Here is an 18,676-nt window from a genome sequence, read left to right as displayed (position 1 = left end):
AGCCGCCTCTCCCGCTGACAACTCGATGCGAGGCGTCCTTATTTCTTCTCGGCCTTGGTGGTCTCGGTGGTGGACAGCGCGGCGACGAAGGCCTCCTGCGGCACCTCGACCCGGCCGACCATCTTCATCCGCTTCTTGCCTTCCTTCTGCTTCTCCAGCAGCTTCCGCTTGCGGGTGATGTCACCGCCGTAGCACTTGGCCAGGACGTCCTTGCGCATCGCCCGGACGGTCTCCCGGGCGATGATCCGGGAGCCGATCGCGGCCTGGATCGGCACCTCGAACTGCTGCCGGGGGATCAGGTCCTTGAGCTTGCCGGCCATCATCAGCCCGTAGCTGTACGCCTTGTCCTTGTGCACGATCGCGGAGAACGCGTCGACCGGCTCGCCGTGCAGCAGGATGTCCACCTTGACCAGGTCCGCGCGTTCCTCGCCGGCGGGCTCGTAGTCCAGGCTCGCGTATCCCTTGGTGCGCGACTTCAACGCGTCGAAGAAGTCGAACACGATCTCGGCGAGCGGCAGCGTGTAGCGGATCTCCACCCGGTCCGAGGACAGGTAATCCATGCCGTGCTGGACGCCACGCCGGTCCTGGCAGAGTCCGAGAATGGTGCCGATGTAGTCGGTCGGGGTGAGGATGGTCGCCTTGACCACCGGCTCGTAGACCTCGGCGATCTTGCCGTCGGTCGGGTACTCGCTGGGGTTCGTCACGGTCACCTCCCGGCCGTCCTCCATCACCAGCCGGTAGACCACGTTCGGTGCGGTGGAGATCAGGTCGAGGTCGAACTCCCGCTCCAGCCGCTCCCGGACGATCTCCATGTGCAGCAGGCCCAGGAAGCCGATCCGGAAGCCGAAGCCGAGCGCACCCGAGGTCTCCGGCTCGTACGTCAGGGCCGCGTCGTTCAGTTGCAGCTTGTCCAGCGCCTCCCGCAACTCCGGGTAGTCCGCGCCGTCGATCGGGTAGAGCCCGGCGTACACCATCGGGTTCGGGTGCCGGTAGCCGCCGAGATCCTGGGTCGCCGGCTTCGACGCCGACGTGACGGTGTCGCCGACCCGGGACTGCCGGACCTCCTTCACGCCGGTGATCAGGTAGCCGACCTCGCCGACGCCGAGTGCGGCCGCCCGCGTCGGCTCCGGCGAGATGACTCCGACCTCGAGCGTCTCGTGGGTGGCCTTGGTCGACATCATCAGCACCCGCTCGCGGTGCGACAGCTCGCCGTCGACCACCCGGACGTAGGTCACCACGCCGCGGTAGGTGTCGTAGACCGAGTCGAAGATCAGCGCCCGGGCCGGGGCCGCCGGATCGCCCACCGGCGCCGGGGTCTGGGCGACGATCTCGTCCAGCAGCTCGGCCACGCCCTCGCCGGTCTTGGCGCTGACCCGGAGCACGTCGGACGGATCGCAGCCGATGATCCCGGCCAGCTCGGCGGCGTACTTCTCCGGCTGCGCGCTCGGCAGGTCGATCTTGTTCAGCACCGGGATGATGTGCAGGTCCGCATCCAGCGCGAGGTAGAGGTTGGCCAGGGTCTGCGCCTCGATCCCCTGCGCGGCGTCGACCAGCAGGACCGCGCCCTCGCACGCGGCCAGCGACCGGGAGACCTCGTAGGTGAAGTCCACGTGGCCGGGCGTGTCGATCATGTTGAGCACGTAGGTGTCGTCCGCCACACTCCAGGGCATCCTCACCGCTTGCGACTTGATCGTGATGCCGCGCTCGCGCTCGATGTCCATCCGGTCGAGGTACTGCGCCCGCATCGCCCGGGCGTCGACCACCCCGGTCAGCTGCAGCATCCGGTCGGCGAGCGTCGACTTGCCGTGGTCGATGTGGGCGATGATGCAGAAGTTGCGGATGACCGCGGCGTCGGTGCGGCCCGGCTGGGGCGCGGAAGGTGCAGCCACGGTCCTGAGGTCTCTTTCTGGCGGCGGTGGTCGAACGATCATCCTAGGCGGACCACGGCGAGTCGGGCACCGGCGAGTCGGCACCGGCGCCGACCGCGACGGCAGTTATCCACCTGACCAGACGATGCCAGGTCACAATTTGGCAACGAGGGCCATCTCGATTCGATTAATCCTGTGTCCGGTCCATATCCTCCTCGGGCGGCCTGGGGAAAGCCGCCCGCCCTGGGGGCGGACAACATTCGGGGGAACTCAACGATGAGAAAGTCAGTTGCCGGCCTGATGGCCGCAGCGGTCGGCGCTTCGGCGCTCGTGGCGGGGGTCGGCTCGCCGACGGTCGCCGCTGCCGACACTCGCTCGGACTGCTATGTCCAGCTGAAGGCACCGAGCACGGTCAAGATCGACCGCTACTACCAGCGGATCACCGTCTCGCTGGTCGACTCCTGCAAGATCGCCGACTTCGCCGGCATCGCGCTGTACGGGTCGCGCGGATTCCAGGACGGGTTCATCTTCGACGGCAACACCAGCACGCGCTGGGACCTGTACGCCGACAAGACCGCTCTCGGCACGCTGCGGACCGAGCCCGCGGACTCGTTCGCGATGGACGTCGACGAGAACGACATCACGGTCAAGGCGACCAGCATCAAGGTGAAGCTCGGCACCCACGCCTACGTCAACACCAAGCGCAAGGGCAAGAAGGTGACCATCAAGGTCAACGCCAAGAGCTGGAACGTGAAGTCGGAGACCTATCAGGCGTGGAACGCGCCGTCGGCCAAGATCCAGTACATGTCCGGCTCGACCTGGAAGACGAAGAAGACCGTCAAGCTGAAGAACGGCTCGGCGAGCTACTCGTACAAGACGAAGTCGAAGCGGACGTACCGCTTCGTCGTCGCGGAGGACGGCACCCACTTCGGCGCGACGTCGTCGACCTCGCGCCGCTGAGCCGGGGACCCGCCGCCTAGGCTGGTCGGATGGCACGTTGGTCCGACTTCAGCCGGGCGGCACCACGGATCGCCGAGATCTTCGCCCGCCGGCATGCCGCGACCGGGAACCTCTGCCTCCTCGGCACGAACCGCCCGGACGGGTTTCCGCGGATCAGTCCGATGGAGCCACGGGTCTTCGCCGGCGACCTGTGGATCGGCGGCATGCCCGGCACGGCGAAGTTCCGCGACCTGGTCGCCGATCCGCGCTTCACCCTGCACACCGCGACGGTCGACACCTGGGTGTCGCAGGGCGACGCGAAGGTGTGGGGAATGGTCGAGGACATCCTCGACCCCGACCTGCACCGGCGCTACGCCGACGCGCTGTTCGCCGAGACCGGATTCGACCTGCGCGGCCAGACCTTCGAGCACCTGTTCCGGGCCGACCTGGTCGGCGCCGCGGCGGTCGAGGTAGCCGACGGGCACCTGGACATCACCTCCTGGCGGGAGGGCGGGCCCGAGAAGGTGACCCGCAAGCACTGACTCCGGCGTGCGGACGGCGCGAGTTTGGCTCCGCTGTCGCCCGCTGCTAGAGTTGGCGGTCGCGCCCGCAGCCGGACGAGGCCGTGGACGCGAGCAGGACCACACCAAGAACGTACCGAATCGACAGAGCTCAGAGGCCCTATCCGTGGCGAACATCAAGTCCCAGATCAAGCGGAACAAGACGAACGAGAAGGCGCGTCTGCGCAACAAGGCGACCAAGTCGTCCCTGCGTACCGCCGTCCGCCGGTTCCGCGAGGCCGCCGCTGCCGGCGACGCCAGCAAGGCGACGGAGTATGCACAGGTTGCGTCCCGGGAGCTCGACAAGGCCGCTTCGGCCGGCGTCATCCACAAGAACCAGGCCGCGAACCGCAAATCCGCGATCGCGTCCCAGGCGGCCAAGCTGGGCTGATCGCCCACGGCCGCTTCGACATCCTGGCGCGACCCGCCACCTGTCCGTACCCACGTCCCGATCGCCCCTGAGGTGGTCGGGACGTGGTGCGTTCGGAGTGCTAGGACGTCCGAATAATCACCGTGCCCGGCGGCGTCACGACCGCCCGCCGCGGCAGATGGCGAGCACCGCCTGCTCCAGCGCGAAGTCCGCGTCGCCGGCGGCCCCCTTCACGTCGGCGTCGGCGGCCGCCACCGTCTTGAGCGCGACCGCGAGTGACGCAGCATCCCAGCCGCGGGCCTGAGTGCGCAGCGACTTCAGCTTCCAGGGCGGCACGCCGACCTCCCGGGCCAACTCCGCCTCACGCATCCCACCGGGCGCCGTGACGAACTTGGCCAGCGCTCGTAGCCCGGAGGCCAGCGCGCTGGTGATCAGCACCGGCGCGACCCCGGTCGAGGTCGCCCAGCGCAGCTGCTCCAGCGCCGCGCCCGTCTTGCGCAGCAGCGCGGCGTCGGCGACGGCGAAGCTCGTCACCTCGGCCCGACCCGCGAAGTAGCGGCGCACCTGGGCGGCGCTCACCCGGCGGTCCTCGGCGTCGGCCACCAGCTGGGCGGCCGCCGCGGACAGCGGTCGCAGCTCGTGGCCGACGGCGTCGACCAGCAGGGGCGGCGCGGACGCCTCGATCGTGCCACCGATCCGTTGGACCTCGCGGGTGACGAACTGGGGCAGGTCCCAGGCCTTGATCGGCGCACAGCCGATCACCTCGACCCGGGCCTTCGACAGCCGGTCCAGCAGTGCCTTCGGCCGGGCACCGCCACTGTGCACGAGGATCACCGCCAGCTCCGGGTCGGGTTGCTCGGCCAGCAGGGCGACCGCGTCGACGAGCTCGTTCGGCAGGGCCGCCACGTCGCCGACGACCGCGACCCGGCGATCGGCGAACAGCGACGGACCGGTGACCTCGGCCAGCCGACCGGCGTCGAGCGTTGCGGCGTCGACCTCGGCGACCTCTCCCCCGGCGGCCGCCTCGCGGAAGCGTTCGACCAGCTCGTCCACCGCGCGTTCGGCGAGCAGACTCTCCGGCCCGCTGACCAGCACCACTCGCCCGAGCGGGCTCTTCGCGACCATGCGGCCCATCCTGTCAGGCGGCTCCGACACGACCTGATCGCAACCGGGCGCCACGCGGCCCGGCAGCCCGATCCGAGCGCGGACCTGCGGTACGTTTCGGACAAGATCGGCCCCTTCCCCGTTCGGCCGGCGGTCAGTTTGTCGACCCTGCGGGGAGTGCCGACCCGCAGACGTACGACCGGCCGTGGCGAGGTGACCCACTGTGACGCAGCTCGCGGAGCAACCCGATCTCGAGGAACGACCCGCACCCCGTTCCCGGCGACCGCGTGGCCTCCGGCGCACCCAGTCGGGGTCGACGCCGGCCGGGTCCGCGTCGTCCGGGGCGACGAGCTCCCGGCCGGGTCGGCGGAACGCAACCAGCGGCGGCGAGCCGGAGGCACCCGTGCCCGATCAGACCTTCACCGGCGAGCTGACGGTGCTCCGCCGCCTCGCCCGCGTCCGGCGCGGCACCGTGGTGGCGATGTTCACCGAGGGCGAGCGTCCGCTGCTGCGCCAGCCCGGCGAGCTGTTGCTGCCGGACCGCAACCCGCTCAAGCACCGCATCTCGGTAATGCCGATCAGCACCGAGCCGGTCCGGCTCCGGGTCCGCGTCGTCGACCTGCTCAGCCTCGACGGTCAGCACCTCGACGCGATCGAGATGGCCGTCACCGTGCGGCTCAACCCGAACGAGCCCGACCGGATCCTGGAGCTCGCCGCCAAGCGTGGCCCGCAGCTGGGGACGTACCTCAACGAGCAGGTGCGCGAGGGCATCGAGAACACCGCCCGGGCCGGGGTGAAGATGAACACCCAGGCCGAGTTGCAGCGCCAGGGGCTGGCGGCGACGCTGAAGGAGCGCTGGCTGCCGCGCAGCTTCGTCGGCCTGCTCCAGGTGGTCGATTTCGAGTTGATCGCCGACGAGTGGGCCCGGCCGGTGGTGGTCCACCGCCCGCACGTGTCCCCGCCCGACCCCACCCGGGCGCCGGCGAGCCGCGATCACGACCCGCTCCCGGCACCGCCCGCCGATCGGGCCGCCCTGCACACCGACGTACGCCTGCTGAGCACGTGGCGGCGTCGGCTGCCGAAGTCGTTGCCCCGCGGACTCGCCGGGGCCAAGGTCGGTGACGACGGTTGCGTGCTGGCCGTGGTGGACGACCAACCGCCCGCATTCGAAGGCCGGCAGCTGTGGGAGGACTTCGCCGCCGTCTTCGACGACCGGCACCTGGCCCTGCTGCTGCTCCGGGGAGACAGCTACGACGAGGTCGTCCGCTCCTGGTTCTCCCAGCTCGGGCTCCCCGGCCGGCTCCAGGATCGGCTCGACGTGGACGTCACCCGCGGCCGGGTGGACGTCCGGCTGCCGGCAGACCTGGCCGACGATCTCGAGCTCGGCTCGCACGGGCGCAGCTGGACCGGGCTCGACGGCGCGCCGGTGGCCGCGCTGCGCCGGCTGCTGGCACCCGCGGCCGACTCGGGACGCAAGCTGACGGTCGGCTACCAAGGTGACCGGCCAGAGCAGATCGGAGGGGACCGGTGAGCATCCTCACCGTCGAGCCGGGCCAGCGCTCGCCCGAGCTCGGCCTGCTGGGCGAGAACCGGAAGCGGCCGGCTCCCACGGCCCGCCAGGCCCTGGCGGTGTCGCACGTGCCACTGGCCATCTCCGGCACCGTCTGGTGGCTGTTCTTCATGGCCTACTGGATCCCGGAGTTCCACAACTTCCCCGGCGGCGACTTCCTGCTCACCCAGCTTTCCCCGCTCGCCGCACCCGGGATCACCACTCAAGGCAACCCGGTGGTCGCCCTCCAGGTGGATCGCTCCGGCGCGATGGCGGCCTACCTGCTGCTCGCGGCGCTGGCGATCCCGCCGCTGACCCGCACCCGCTACTGGCTGGCCCGGCTGAGCCTGATGGTGATCAGCTACGCCGCAGTGGTCGCGGTGGTGGTGTCCGTGCTCGGCATCCTGGTCCGCGGCCAGGTGCAACAGACGGTGCTGGGGCTGATCGGTCTCGTGGTCTGGCTGGTGACCGCGTTGGTTACCTCGTGGCGGAGCCTGTGGGTGGACGTGAACACGCTGCCGATCCGGCCCAAGCGGGCGCTCTGGCTGCTGCCGGTCTACGTCTTGTTCGTGCCGGCGCCGCTGGCCGTCGGCCGCTGGCTGTTCAGCCCCGAGCTGCGCGATGCCGCGGTCTCCGTGCTGGACAGCGGCCTGACGCTGCGCTGGGCCGCCCTGCTGACGCCGATCTCGCTGCCGCTGTATCTGTCCGGGGTGATGGTCGGCGTCCTCGCCGCCTGCCTCTACGCGTACGTCCCCCCGCGCTGGCCCGGTACGCGCCGGCGGACGCCGATCTTCTTCGCGGCGGCGGCGCTGGTCACGCTGTTGATCACCAGCACCATCGCGTCCGCGGCCGCGCCCGGTCGGGTCGAGCGGCTCGCCACCGCGAGCCCGGCCGACGACGTGAGCTTCAGCTGCGGACACTGGGTGAACGACGAGATGCCCGGCGAGCCCGCTCGCACCCTGATTGTCACCGGCGCGCGCTGCGACCGGGCCACCAGCTATGCGGGCTACCGCCGGACCGGCGGCAGCCCGCTCGACGGGTCGCTGCTGCCGATCCGAGCCAACCAGCCCGACGAGACCCCGATCACCAGCCGGTACGTCGCCGCCCTCTACGACGACATCGTCGTGATGGCGACCACCACCCGGCTGGACGCGCGGCCGAACGGCCTGGTCGCCGTCCGGCTGAGCGACGGCGGCCGGGCCTGGTCATTCACCTGTGCCGATCATCGTCCGTTCGGGCTGCGGTTCGCCGGTGGCGACGATCCGGCCGACCCCGCGGCCGGCCGGATCACCCGCGTGGGCGAGCCGGACTCGATCAACGTCGCCTGCGACAGCGGGTCGAGCCGGCTCGACCCAACCACGGGTGTGCCGGTCGCCGGCTGACCCATCCCCGACCGGGGTCGACCCGCTCGCTGCTCAGATCGACTCGACCAGATAGACCACGGCCTGGTCGGGATCGATCGGCGCGGCCGCCAGCCCGACCGAGGTCAGCAACGAACCGCTCGCCTGGATCCCCGCGGCTCCCGCGGTGGGGACGTACCGAGGCCGGTGGCCCGCCGCCAGATCGGCGTACGCATGGTCCCGGACGACCTCGACCCCCCACCACGGCGGCGGCCGCAGCCCGCTCGGCGCATGCTCCAGCAGCGCCGGCGTGACCCGGTAGCACCGCGCCGGATCGAGTCCGGGAAACCGGAGCCGGCCGAGTAGTGCCACCTCTGAACGCGCGACGGACGCGTACGAGTAGACGGCCCGGCTCCGGTCCGGGGCGACCACCCCGCTGACCATCAGCGTCTCGTCGGGGTGGTCGAGCCGGACCAGGTCGCCGCCCAGCAAGAGGTCTCGGTGCTCCCGGTAGAACGCGATCCAGTCCGCCAGCTCGGCCAGCTCGGCCTCGGTCGCCTTGACCAGGTCCCACTCGATCCCCAGGTGCCCGAAGATCGCCGTCGCGGCCCGGAATCCCAGGTCGTGCTCGCGGCCGGTGGTGTGCGAGCGGCCGGACGCGACGTGGGCGCCCATCAGCTCCGGCGGGATCAGCTGGCTGGTCCAACGGTGCATCAGCTGGCGTTCCAGCGGATCGATGCAGTCCGAGACCCAGACCCGATCGGCCCGCTCGAGCACGCCGAGGTCGACCCGTGCCCCACCGGAGGAGCAGGACTCGATCTCCAGCCCGGGATGCGCGGCCTTGATCTCGTCGACCAGGCGATAGAACGCGAGGGTCTGCTGGTGCACCCCGGGCCGCCCGCTCGGCTGAGTGCCGGCGTCGATCAGGTCGCGGTTGTGGTCCCACTTGAGGTAGCCGATCTCGTACTCGGCGAGGATGGCGAAGATCGCGTCCCGGACGTAGTCGTAGCACTCCGGGATGCCGAGATTGATCACCTGCTGAAAACGCGACTCCACCGGCAGCCGGTCGCCTGTGGCCATCACCCACTCGGGATGCTTCCGGGCGACGTCGGAGTCGAGGTTGATCATCTCCGGCTCGAACCAGAGACCGAACTCCATGCCCAGCTCGCGCACCCGGTTCACCAGCGGGTGCAGGCCCTGCGGCCAGACGTCTGCCGAGACCTGCCAGTCGCCGAGCCCGGAGTGATCGTCGCGCCGGGAGCCGAACCAGCCGTCGTCGAGGACGTACCGCTCGACGCCGAGTGCGGCCGCCCGCTCGGCCAGATCGAGCAGGTGATCCAGATCGTGATCGAAGTAGACCGCCTCCCAGACGTTGATCGTCACCGGGCGCTCGGTGGAGGGATGGTTGTCCCGGGCGCGCAGGAACCGGTGGAAACGTCTGGCGACCGCGTCCAGCCCGACGCCGTACGACCCGTACACCCACGGCGACGTGTAGGTTTCACCGCGCTCCAGCCGCACCTCGCCGGGCAGCAGCAGCTCACCCCCGCCGACCACCTGCTCGCCGGTGGACAGCCGCTCGGCGTAGTGGGTGTGGTTGCCGCTCCAGCCGGTGTGGACGCCCCAGACCTCGCCGGTCGCGAAGCCGAAGCCCGGCGTGCCGACGTGCAGCACGGTCGCCGCCTCCGGCCCGGTCCGGCCCTTCCGGCCCTCCCGCAGGTGGACGCCCACGGTGAGGTCGCGGCGCTGCGGCGTCCGCTCCTTGCCCCAGCGCCCGGCGAAGTCGAGGATTTCGCGGGCCGCGGCCGGCACCGGCAGGGCCAGCACCAGATCGTCCAGCTGGTAGGTCTCGCCGCGGTTGGTGAGCGTAGCCCGGGTCCGGACCAGTCCGCCGGCGGCCAGCTCCACCACGATCGTGACGCTCAGCTGCGCGACGTCGTCGACGGCGTCGGCCTCCACCACGGCGGGTCCCGTCCGGTTGATCACGATCAGCCCGCCCCCGACGGAGCTGTCCTCGACGGCGACGGGCTGGCCGTCGATCCGGAGCGCGACCGTACGGAACTTCGGTGACCAGTCGCGACCGGCCCGCGACCCGCTCAGTCCGGGCCGGCCGACCCAGCCGGTCCAGTGCTCCGGCAGCAGAGCCAGCCTGACCGGTTCGTCGACCAGGTTCGCCATCACGGGCTCGACGCCACCCAGGATGAGGCCGCGCGCGTCGGACTCGCTCAGCTCGCCGAGGTCGGGGCCCCAGTGCGCCACCGCGGGCAGACCGGTGCCGGTGGCGTCGAGGACGAGCCCGACGCCGTCGGCTCGCAGCGCCACACAGGCGTTGACGGATTCGGTCACGATTCATCTTCCTTCGTATCGATGTGGGTCGTCCGACCCCGGGCAGCCGCAGGAGCGGCGGATCACGAGCTCGGGCGGGAACAGCTGGTGTCCGGGCCGCGCGGTGGGGACCTCCACCACGACCCGGACGGCCGCTTCGGCCATCGCACGCAACGGCTGGCGGACGGCCGTCAACGGAGGCCAGCAGTACTCCGATTCCTGCGTGCCGTCGAAGGACACGATGGCCAGGTCCTCGGGCACGCGCACGCCCAGCTCGTGCGCGGCCCGGAGCAGACCGATCGCCTGCATGTCGCTGCTGGCGAACACCGCCGTCGGTTGCGGCCGCATCCGGAGCAGGCGCAGGCCCCCCTGGTAGCCGCCCTCACGGGTGAACGGCTCGCGCACCAACGCCCCGTCGGGCCGGTCGGCAGCTCGGAGGACCTGCTGCCAGCTCCGCTCGCGATCGTCCACCGACCGGCGATACCCCGACCCGATCAGCAGGGCGACGTTGCGATGACCGTGCACCCGGACCAGATGGTCGACCGCGAGCCGGGCGCCGAGCACGGCGTCGGTGCCGATGGTGTGCAGCCCTGGCGCCGGCACCGCGGTGTCGACGTAGACCACCGGCGGGCCGGGGCGGCGCTGACCCGCGGCCCGGGACCGCGGTGGCCCGGCGGCGGGCGAGACGATCAGGCCGTCGACCTGGCGACCGATCAGGTCGAGCATCAGCTGGTACTCGATCTCGGCATCGGAGTTGGAGTTCGCCATCAGCAACACCAGCCCTCGGTCGGCGGCGGCCTGCTCGACCGCGAGGGCGTACTCGGCGAAGAACGGGTTGCTGCTGTCCGAGACGATCAGCCCCACCATTCCGGTGGTGCCGAGCTTCAGCGCTCGGGCGGTGACGTTGGGCCGGTAACCGAGGACGTCGATCGCCTCGCGCACACGCGCCGCTGTGGCCGGAGCCACCGGCTTCGGGCCGTCGTTCACCACATAGCTCACCACCGCCGCGCTCACCCCGGCGTAGCGCGCGACGTCTGCCCGGGTGACCGCCCTGGGGGCAGGCAGGTCACCGGATCCGATCGCCATGGTCAGCCCGCCCGCCCCTCGTCGCTGGACGTGTCACCCGGCCGTGTCGTCACCCGCGGCACCGGCCGGAGCCGGGACCGGTGCGTCACCGAAGTCGGGGACCGGAAGCCGTTCGCCACCGGCCAGCGCTGACGCGTGGGCGATGATGCCCGGCAGGTTGAACCGCGCCGCCGTCCAGGCGTTCACCGGAGGCATCGTGCCGTCGACGACGGCCCGGACGAAGTCGTCCACCAGGAAGTGGTGGCTGCCCTCGTGGCCGTTGGGAGCGCCGCGGAACTCCGCCGGCAGCCGGCTGGTGTCGTGCACCGGCGCCGATCCGGAGATGAAGGCATCCCGCAGCTCGGGCGCGACCCCGGCCAGCGCCGGATCGTCCGGCGACATGGTGGGCACGGAGTCGATCAGCTCCGACACGTCGGTAACGCCCTCCTTGTCCTGCCACAGACTCACCGTGGCGAGCTGCTCGAAGCTCCCCTCGGTGCCGAACCAGCGGAAGCGGGACTCCCGCAGGTGGGACGGATAGCCGACCCGGCGCATCTCGTTGATCCGCATGGTCCCGCCGTCGGACAGCTCGAACAGGGCGGTCGCATTGGAGAGGTCGTTGCCGAACTGGCTGATCGTCTTGTCGAACACGCCGTCGCCGCGCTGATCCGGCACTCCGAGACAGCTGACGCTGACCGCGTGGGCCGACTCCAGCGCGCCCAGCACCCCGCCCACGGAGTGAGTCGGATACATCATGGGCGGGTAGCTGGCGGTCGCCTTCCAGTTCTCCCCACCGCTGTAGGCGTAGGCGGCGTAGAAGCCCAGATCCATGTCGTGGACGTAGTCGCCCTCGGCGTAGAAGACCCGGCCGAAGGAACCCTCGGCCAGTCGCTGCCGGGCATAGACGGTCGCCGGGTTGTAGTAGCTGGTCTCCCCCATCATGTAGACCAACCCGGTCTCGCGGACGGCATCGATGATCGCGGCGATCTCCTCGACCGAGACCGCCATCGGCACGGCCGAGTAGACGTGCTTTCCGGCGCGCAGCGCCTGCACGGCGAGCGGCCCGTGGGTCCATCGCTGGGTGAACAGCGCGATCGCGTCCAGATCGGAGGACAACAGCTCCTCGAAGCTCGCCGCAGTGCCGGTCAGGCCCTCACGTTGGGCGAGCTCAGCCGCCCGCTCGGGCAGCAGGTCGGTCACCACGATGTCGTCGACGTCGGGATGGAGGCGGAACAACTTGGCGAACTGACCGGCGAACTGGCCGGCGCCCACCAGGCCCAATGAGGTCATGAAGACTCCCCGAGGTGGTCGTGGAGGGGAAAATCTACACGAGAAGATAGCTCGTCTACCAGGCTCGCGTAAAGGCCCAGAACGAACGAAATCTGGGGGTTGCAGGGATGATTCTACTCGTGTAGCGTCTGGCATCGCGAGCAGATTCCCACCCCACCCTCGGCTCGCCACCCCGTGTCGAAAGGACTGACGATGACGTCCGTAGCGCCGAGTCCGGCACAGGTCCGCTCAGGACCGTCGGGCCACACCCGGGAGGTCTTCCGGTGACCTCCGAATCCGTCGAGATGCCGCTCGGAACCGTCTCGACCGCGGGCAGCCAGCGGCTCGACCTGAAGAAGAGCAAGCCCGGCAGTGGGCGGAGCGAGCTGGGCATGGCCCTGCTGTTCATCGCGCCGGCCACCATCGGCTTCCTGGTCTTCTACTTCTATCCGACCATTCGCGGCTTCTACTTCAGCCTGACCCGCTACAACCTGCTCGGAACGCCGCACTTCATCGGCTTCGACAACTACGTCAAGATCGCCAGCGACAAGCTGTTCTGGAACGCGATCGTGGTGACGCTGGAGTACGTCGTGCTCAACATCGTCTTCCAGACGATCATCGCCATCGGGCTCGCGGTGCTGATGCAGCGACTGGTCAAGTCCACCATCATCCGGGGCACGATCCTGTTGCCGTTCATGATCTCCAACGTGATCGCCGCGCTGGTCTGGTTCTGGCTGCTGGACTACCAGATCGGTCTGGTGAACTCGTTCATCGACTGGCTCGGACTGGACAAGATCCCGTTCTTCGGCGGCGAGCACTGGGCGATCCCGACCATCGCCGCCGTGAACGTCTGGCGGCACATGGGCTACACCGCGCTGCTGGTCTTCGCCGGACTGCAGACCATCCCCGCGTACGTCTACGAAGCCGCATCCATCGACGGCAGCACCGAGTGGCGTTCCTTCTGGCGGATCACGCTGCCGCTGCTGCGGCCGATCCTGGCACTGGTCCTGGTGATCACGGTCACCGGCTCGTTCCAGGTCTTCGACACCGTCGCGGTCACGACGAAGGGCGGACCGGTCAACGCCAGCCGGGTGATGCAGTACTACATCTACCAGAAGGGGTTCGCCGAGGGTCAGTTCGGTTATGCCTCGGCCCTGTCGGTGATCTTGTTCATCATTCTCATCGCCGTCGCGTTGGTGCAGCTGAAGCTGCTGAACGCCGGCGAGTCGGATCTGGCCTGAGGAGCGCATCTCGTGACCACCACTACCTCGGTCGATCCCGGCACGATCGACAACGTCCCGCGCACCGCGGACAAGGCCACCCGCACGGTGAACGTGGGCCGGATCGTTGCCTGGGCACTGCTGATCATCGCGATCATCGTCACCCTGTTCCCGTTCTACTGGATGCTGCGCACCGCGTTCTCGACCTCGAAGTCGCTCTTCTCCAACCCGACCTCGCTGCTGCCGGTGGATCCGACCCTGGGCGCGTTCAAGCGGGTGCTCGGGCTGTCCACCGTCGCCGAGGCGCAGGCCGAGGGCGGCTCCGGAGCGTCGGTGAACTTCCTGCTCTATCTGCGGAACTCGATCCTCTACTCCACCATCGTGACCGTCGGGCAGGTGTTCTTCTGCTCCCTCGCCGCGTACGCCTTCTCCCGGCTGAACTGGCCCGGGCGGGACAAGGTGTTCGTCCTCTTCCTGGCTGCTCTGATGGTTCCGCCGATCTTCACCTCGCTGCCCAACTTCATCCTGATCAAGAACCTCGGCCTGCTGAACACCATCCCGGGCCTGGTGCTGCCGTCGCTGCTGATGACGCCGTTCGCGATCTTCTTCCTGCGCCAGTTCTTCCTCGGCATCAGCAAGGAGATCGAGGAAGCCGCCTCCATCGACGGGGCCAGCGTGTGGACCTGCTTCTTCCGGATCATCCTGCCGATGAGCGTCGCGCCGATCACCACGCTCGCAGTGCTCACCTTCATCGCCGCCTGGAACGACTACTTCTGGCCGCTGCTGGTCGGCAACACCGAGAGCAGCAAGGTGCTGACCGTCGCCCTGGGGGTGTTCCGCAGCCAGAACCCGCAGGGCAGCCCGGACTGGGCCGGCCTGATGGCGGCGGCGCTGATCGCCGCCCTGCCGCTGCTGATCTTGTTCTTCGCCTTCGGCAAGAAGGTCGTCAACTCCATCGGCTTCTCCGGCATGAAATAGCCCGCAGCACTCTTCTCGAAACCCGCTTCACCGAGCACTCCCGCTCACCACGCGTCCGCAAGGACGACCTCCAAGGAAGGAAGTCGCCAACCATGGCACGAATCCGCAAGCGGCTCGGCATCGGCATCGTCGGTGCGGCCATCCTCAGCCTCGCCCTCACCGCCTGTGGCGGGGGCTCCTCCGACTCCGGTGGAGCCGACTCGCAGGGTGGCGCGATCGACACCTCCAACGCCTCGGGCGAGATCAGCTACTGGCTCTGGGATGCCAATCAGCTGCCGGCCTACCAGCAGTGCGCCGACGACTTCCACGCGAAGAACCCGAACATCACCGTCAAGATCACCCAGGCGGCCTGGGACGATTACTGGACCAAGATCACCAACGGCTTCGTCGGCGGCACCGCACCCGACGTGTTCACCAACCACCTGTCCAAGTACCCCGAGTTCGTCAGCCAGGAACAGCTGGTGCCGCTGGACGACACGCTCAAGAAGGACGGCATCGACACCAGCATCTACCAGCCGGGCCTGGCCGACCTCTGGGTCGGGCAGGACGGCAAGCGCTACGGCCTGCCGAAGGACTTCGACACGGTCTCGGTCTTCTACAACAAGAAGCTGATCGCCGACGCCGGGATCAAGGAGTCCGACCTGCAGAATATGACCTGGAACCCCGACGACGGCGGGACGTACGAGAAGACCATCGCCCACCTGACCGTCGACGCCAACGGCAAGCGCGGTGACGAGGCGGGCTTCGACAAGAGCAAGGTCAAGGTCTACGGCCTCGGTCTGGACGGCGGCTCAGGCTCCGGCAACGGGCAGACCCAGTGGAGCATGTACACCGGCACGCTGCCCTGGCAGTTCACCGACAAGAACCCGTGGGGAACCCACTACAATTACGACGACGCGAACTTCCAGAAGACCATGGGCTGGATGCACAGCCTGATCGAGAAGGGCTACATGCCCTCCCTGGAAGCGGTCACCGGTCAGGGCTCCGACACCATCTACGCCGCCGGCAAGTACGCGATGATCACCAACGGCTCCTGGATGATCGGCGCGATGTACGGAGCCAAGGGGATCGAGACCGGCACCGCGCCGACGCCGATCGGACCGAGCGGCAAGCGCTCCAGCATGTACAACGGGCTGGCGGACTCGATCTGGGTGGGCTCGAAGAACAAGCCGGCCGCGGCCAAGTGGGTGGAGTACCTGGCGTCGGCCGACTGCCAGGACGTCGTCGGCTCGAAGGCCGTCGTGTTCCCGGCGGTCAAGACCTCGACCGAGAAGGCCGAGGCCGCGTTCAAGGCCAAGGGCATCGACGTCAGCTCGTTCACCGTGCAGGTGAAGGACGGCACCACGTTCTTGTTCCCGATCACCGACCACGCGTCGCAGATCGAGGGCATCATGCACCCGGCGATGGACGCGGTGTTCACCGGCAAGGCGCAACCGTCCTCGCTGACCGACGCCAACAACCAGGTCAACGGGCTGTTCGGATAGTCGACTCCGAGCCCGCAGTTCGGGCAGATCGATCGCGGCGGCGCGCCGGACTCACGAGGTCCGGCGTGTCGCCGCTCGGCGTCTGCCGGACGCCGGTGGAGGCGCGGTCGACTCGCCGAGGACGAACGAGCCGGTGCGCAGCTGCGGCGGCAGCGGCGTGCCGCCCTCCAGCCGGCGGACCAGGGCCTGGACCGCGAGCAGACCGAGCTCGACGCCGGGCGCGGTCACCGCGGTGAGCGGCGGGTCGCAGGCGAACGCCTGATCGATCGCCGCGATCGCAGAGACCACCGACACGTCCTCGGGCACCCGCCGGCCGAGCGTGTGCAGCCCGGCCAGCAGACCGGCGGCCGCCGGCTCGTCGAAGATCACCACCCCGGTCACGTCCGGCGCGATCCTGGTCAGCTCGGTCGCGATCTCACGCCCGTAGCGCGCGCCGGAGCGGACCCCCAGCACGATCTCCTCGAAGCCCCGCTCGTTGGCGATCCGGCGATAGGCCTGGTCCATCCGGACGTACGGGCCGTAGCGCTCGAAGCTCGGCACGCTCTGGTCGCCGGAGATCAGGGCGATCCGCCGGTGACCGAGGTCCCAGAGGTGGGACACGCACAGCTCGAGGCTGGTGTCGAAGTCGATGTCGACGTAGTCGAGCCCGGTCGGGTCCTCGGTCCGCCCGATCAGGGCGAACGGCATCCCCATCGACTGCAGCAGGCCGACCCGTGGGTCGTCCAGCTGGACCTCCATCAGCAGCACGCCGTCGACCAGCCCCTGCCCCACCAGGTCGGCGAGCTCGGCGGAGTCGTTGCTGACCGGCCAGACGACGAGGTGGTAGTCGTGGCTGCTCGCCTCCCGGGCGGCACTGGTGATGAACTCCACCGCCGACGTACTGAGCCGGTGCTCGAGTGCCGGATAGGCCAGGGCGAGGATCCGGGTCCGGCGGCTGGCCAGCGCGCGCGCCACCACGTTCCGGCGGAAGCCGAGCTCGGCCATCGCGGCCTCGATCCGCTCCCGGGTCGACGCCGACACCGGCTTGGTGTTGTTCACGACGAACGACACGGTCGCGATCGACACGCCGGCGCGGTCGGCGACGTCGCGCATGGTGGCCATCGCCTCTGCCCTCCTCGATATTGCCGGGTTCCAGTTCTATCGCAGCCCGATGCAGGATGCGTCCGTTTCGAAAACAGGTATTGACACCGCCGCCGTCACCCAGCAGACTCTCTGCCACCAGCAAGTAAAGCGGTTAACCGCAAGCCCCACAAGACTCCAGCGACACCCTCTCGCCTGTCGGTTAAGCGCTTTGCCACCAGCCCAACGAAGGAGCTGTACCCGATGACCAAGAAGAGACTGCTGGCCGTCGCCGCGATGGCAACGCTGGCCCCACTGGCCCTGGCCGCCTGCGGCGGTGGGTCCGACAGCGGCAGCGGGAGCGGCGCCTCGTCGGCCGCCGCCGTCGACAGCTTGACCGTGCTGGACTACTACAGCGACGAACCGGGCCACACCCAGATCGGCGATCAGCTGAGCAAGTGCGGCACCTCGATCGGCGTCGCCAAGGTCGACCACCAGTCGGTGCCCGGCCCGACCCTGATCCAGAAGGTGCTGCAGCAGGCGTCCTCCAAGACGCTGCCCGACGTGCTGATGCTGGACAACCCCGACATCCAGCAGATCGCCGCCACCGGAGCGCTGGCGCCGCTCGGCGACTACGGGGTCACCGCCGACGGCTACGCTCCCGGCCCGGTGGCCGCGGCGACGTACCAGAACCAGCTGTACGGCCTGCAGCCCGGCGCCAACACGCTCGCGATCTTCTACAACAAGGACATCCTGGACAAGGCCGGGGTGAAGCCGCCGACCACCTGGGCCGAGCTCAAGGACACCGCCAAGAAGCTGACCGTGGGCAAGCAGTACGGCTTCGCCTTCAATGCGACCGCCGACTACGAGGGCGCCTGGCAGTTCCTGCCGCCGATGTGGACCAACGGTGGCGACGAGACCAACCTCAAGTCCCCCGAGGTGGCCGGTGCGCTGCAGCTGTGGAAGGACCTCGTCGACGACGGCTCGGCCTCCAAGAGCGTGGTCAACTGGAGCCAGGCGGACGTGAACGACCAGTTCATCGCCGGCAAGGCCGCGATGATGCTGAACGGGCCGTGGCAGATCCCCGCCCTGGACAAGGCGAAGGTCAACTACGGCGTGGTCAAGTTCCCGGTGAACCAGGCCGGCCAGACCTCGGTCGCACCGCTGGGCGGCGAAGCGTGGACCGTCCCGGTCACCGGTGACGACGCGAAGATGACCAAGGCGGCCGAGCTGGTCAAGTGCATGAACTCCGACGAGAACCAGTTGCTCCGGGCCAAGCAGGGTGGCATCGTGCCGACCAAGCTCGCGCTGGCCGACCAGTTCGCCAAGGAGGATCCGGAGATGGCGGGCTTCATCGAGCCGGTCTCCACCGCCCGCGCCCGGACCGGAAAGCTCGGCGACAAGTGGCCCGACACGGCGAAGGTGATCTACACCGGCATGCAGCTCGTGCTGACCGGTCAGGCGACTCCGGCCGAGGCAATGGCCAAGGCCGGCGCCAGCTGATCCGGCGCCGACGAGCACCGTGTCGTGCCAACTGAAGGGAGCCGAC

15 protein-coding genes are annotated in these 18,676 nt (G+C 69.3%); 9 read left to right on the top strand and 6 right to left on the bottom strand.

Going from position 1 to position 18,676, the window contains the following annotated elements; all coding sequences use genetic code 11:
• Nucleotides 1-38 precede the first annotated feature (38 nt).
• Nucleotides 39-1,889 (bottom strand): translation elongation factor 4, encoded by a 1,851-nt coding sequence (gene lepA / locus ABD747_RS08365; protein ID WP_344803314.1) that lies wholly within the window; start codon nucleotides 1,887-1,889, stop codon nucleotides 39-41.
• Between the two features lie 255 nt (nucleotides 1,890-2,144).
• On the opposite strand from lepA, the gene ABD747_RS08360 reads away from it, so the two are divergent.
• From ABD747_RS08360 to rpsT, 3 genes are all read left to right on the top strand, one after another.
• Nucleotides 2,145-2,828, top strand: coding sequence for a hypothetical protein (locus ABD747_RS08360; RefSeq protein ID WP_344803312.1), 684 nt, complete (start codon nucleotides 2,145-2,147; stop codon nucleotides 2,826-2,828).
• A 29-nt stretch (nucleotides 2,829-2,857) separates the two neighbouring features.
• Nucleotides 2,858-3,349, top strand: a complete 492-nt coding sequence (locus ABD747_RS08355; RefSeq protein ID WP_344803310.1) for a pyridoxamine 5'-phosphate oxidase family protein — start codon at nucleotides 2,858-2,860, stop codon at nucleotides 3,347-3,349.
• A gap of 145 nt (nucleotides 3,350-3,494) precedes the next feature.
• A complete protein-coding gene (gene rpsT, locus ABD747_RS08350; protein WP_344803308.1) occupies nucleotides 3,495-3,758 on the top strand; it encodes a 30S ribosomal protein S20 in 264 nt (87 codons plus the stop codon).
• Nucleotides 3,759-3,893: 135 nt separating this feature from the next.
• On the opposite strand, the gene holA is transcribed toward rpsT, so the two are convergent.
• The gene (gene holA, locus ABD747_RS08345) at nucleotides 3,894-4,862 is read right to left on the bottom strand and encodes a DNA polymerase III subunit delta (protein WP_344803306.1); all 969 of its coding nucleotides are present in this window, start codon (nucleotides 4,860-4,862) and stop codon (nucleotides 3,894-3,896) included.
• A gap of 382 nt (nucleotides 4,863-5,244) precedes the next feature.
• On the opposite strand from holA, the gene ABD747_RS08340 reads away from it, so the two are divergent.
• Both ABD747_RS08340 and ABD747_RS08335 read left to right on the top strand, forming a co-directional pair.
• The gene (locus ABD747_RS08340; RefSeq protein WP_344803304.1) at nucleotides 5,245-6,372 is read left to right on the top strand and encodes a hypothetical protein; all 1,128 of its coding nucleotides are present in this window, start codon (nucleotides 5,245-5,247) and stop codon (nucleotides 6,370-6,372) included.
• Nucleotides 6,369-7,772 carry a hypothetical protein gene (locus ABD747_RS08335; protein ID WP_344803302.1) on the top strand — a complete coding sequence of 468 codons (1,404 nt, stop codon included), beginning with the start codon at nucleotides 6,369-6,371 and terminating at the stop codon, nucleotides 7,770-7,772. Before ABD747_RS08340 ends, ABD747_RS08335 begins: the two co-directional genes overlap by 4 nt.
• 33 nt (nucleotides 7,773-7,805) lie before the next feature.
• On the opposite strand, the gene ABD747_RS08330 is transcribed toward ABD747_RS08335, so the two are convergent.
• Genes ABD747_RS08330 through ABD747_RS08320 form a run of 3 tightly spaced genes read right to left on the bottom strand, consistent with a single transcriptional unit; the run spans nucleotide 7,806 to nucleotide 12,407 of the window.
• Nucleotides 7,806-10,073: an alpha-galactosidase gene (locus ABD747_RS08330; protein ID WP_344803300.1), complete on the bottom strand. Its 2,268-nt coding sequence runs from the start codon at nucleotides 10,071-10,073 to the stop codon at nucleotides 7,806-7,808.
• Between the two features lie 3 nt (nucleotides 10,074-10,076).
• Nucleotides 10,077-11,138, bottom strand: coding sequence for a LacI family DNA-binding transcriptional regulator (locus ABD747_RS08325; protein ID WP_344803298.1), 1,062 nt, complete (start codon nucleotides 11,136-11,138; stop codon nucleotides 10,077-10,079).
• 33 nt (nucleotides 11,139-11,171) lie between these two features.
• A complete protein-coding gene (locus ABD747_RS08320) occupies nucleotides 11,172-12,407 on the bottom strand; it encodes a Gfo/Idh/MocA family protein (RefSeq protein WP_344803296.1) in 1,236 nt (411 codons plus the stop codon).
• 263 nt (nucleotides 12,408-12,670) lie between these two features.
• Here ABD747_RS08320 and ABD747_RS08315 point away from each other — a divergent pair, with 263 nt between their 5' ends.
• From ABD747_RS08315 to ABD747_RS08305, 3 genes are all read left to right on the top strand, one after another.
• Nucleotides 12,671-13,627 carry a carbohydrate ABC transporter permease gene (locus tag ABD747_RS08315; RefSeq protein ID WP_344803294.1) on the top strand — a complete coding sequence of 319 codons (957 nt, stop codon included), beginning with the start codon at nucleotides 12,671-12,673 and terminating at the stop codon, nucleotides 13,625-13,627.
• A 12-nt stretch (nucleotides 13,628-13,639) separates the two neighbouring features.
• On the top strand, nucleotides 13,640-14,584 hold the full coding sequence (locus ABD747_RS08310; protein WP_344803292.1) for a carbohydrate ABC transporter permease: 945 nt from the start codon (nucleotides 13,640-13,642) through the stop codon (nucleotides 14,582-14,584).
• A gap of 92 nt (nucleotides 14,585-14,676) precedes the next feature.
• On the top strand, nucleotides 14,677-16,068 hold the full coding sequence (locus ABD747_RS08305) for an ABC transporter substrate-binding protein (RefSeq protein WP_344803290.1): 1,392 nt from the start codon (nucleotides 14,677-14,679) through the stop codon (nucleotides 16,066-16,068).
• Between the two features lie 51 nt (nucleotides 16,069-16,119).
• Here the strand turns inward: ABD747_RS08305 and ABD747_RS08300 are convergent, their stop codons facing one another.
• On the bottom strand, nucleotides 16,120-17,169 hold the full coding sequence (locus ABD747_RS08300; protein ID WP_344803288.1) for a LacI family DNA-binding transcriptional regulator: 1,050 nt from the start codon (nucleotides 17,167-17,169) through the stop codon (nucleotides 16,120-16,122).
• Nucleotides 17,170-17,391: 222 nt separating this feature from the next.
• On the opposite strand from ABD747_RS08300, the gene ABD747_RS08295 reads away from it, so the two are divergent.
• Entirely contained in the window at nucleotides 17,392-18,630 is a 1,239-nt protein-coding gene (locus tag ABD747_RS08295; protein ID WP_344803286.1) for a sugar ABC transporter substrate-binding protein, read from the top strand.
• Nucleotides 18,631-18,676 lie beyond the last annotated feature (46 nt).

Origin of the sequence: Microlunatus ginsengisoli (assembly GCF_039537205.1) — a bacterium.
In the GTDB taxonomy this organism is placed as follows: Bacteria; Actinomycetota; Actinomycetes; order Propionibacteriales; family Propionibacteriaceae; genus Microlunatus; species Microlunatus ginsengisoli.
Note: the sequence above shows the minus strand (reverse complement) of the source record. Positions and strands in the feature narration are given on the sequence as shown.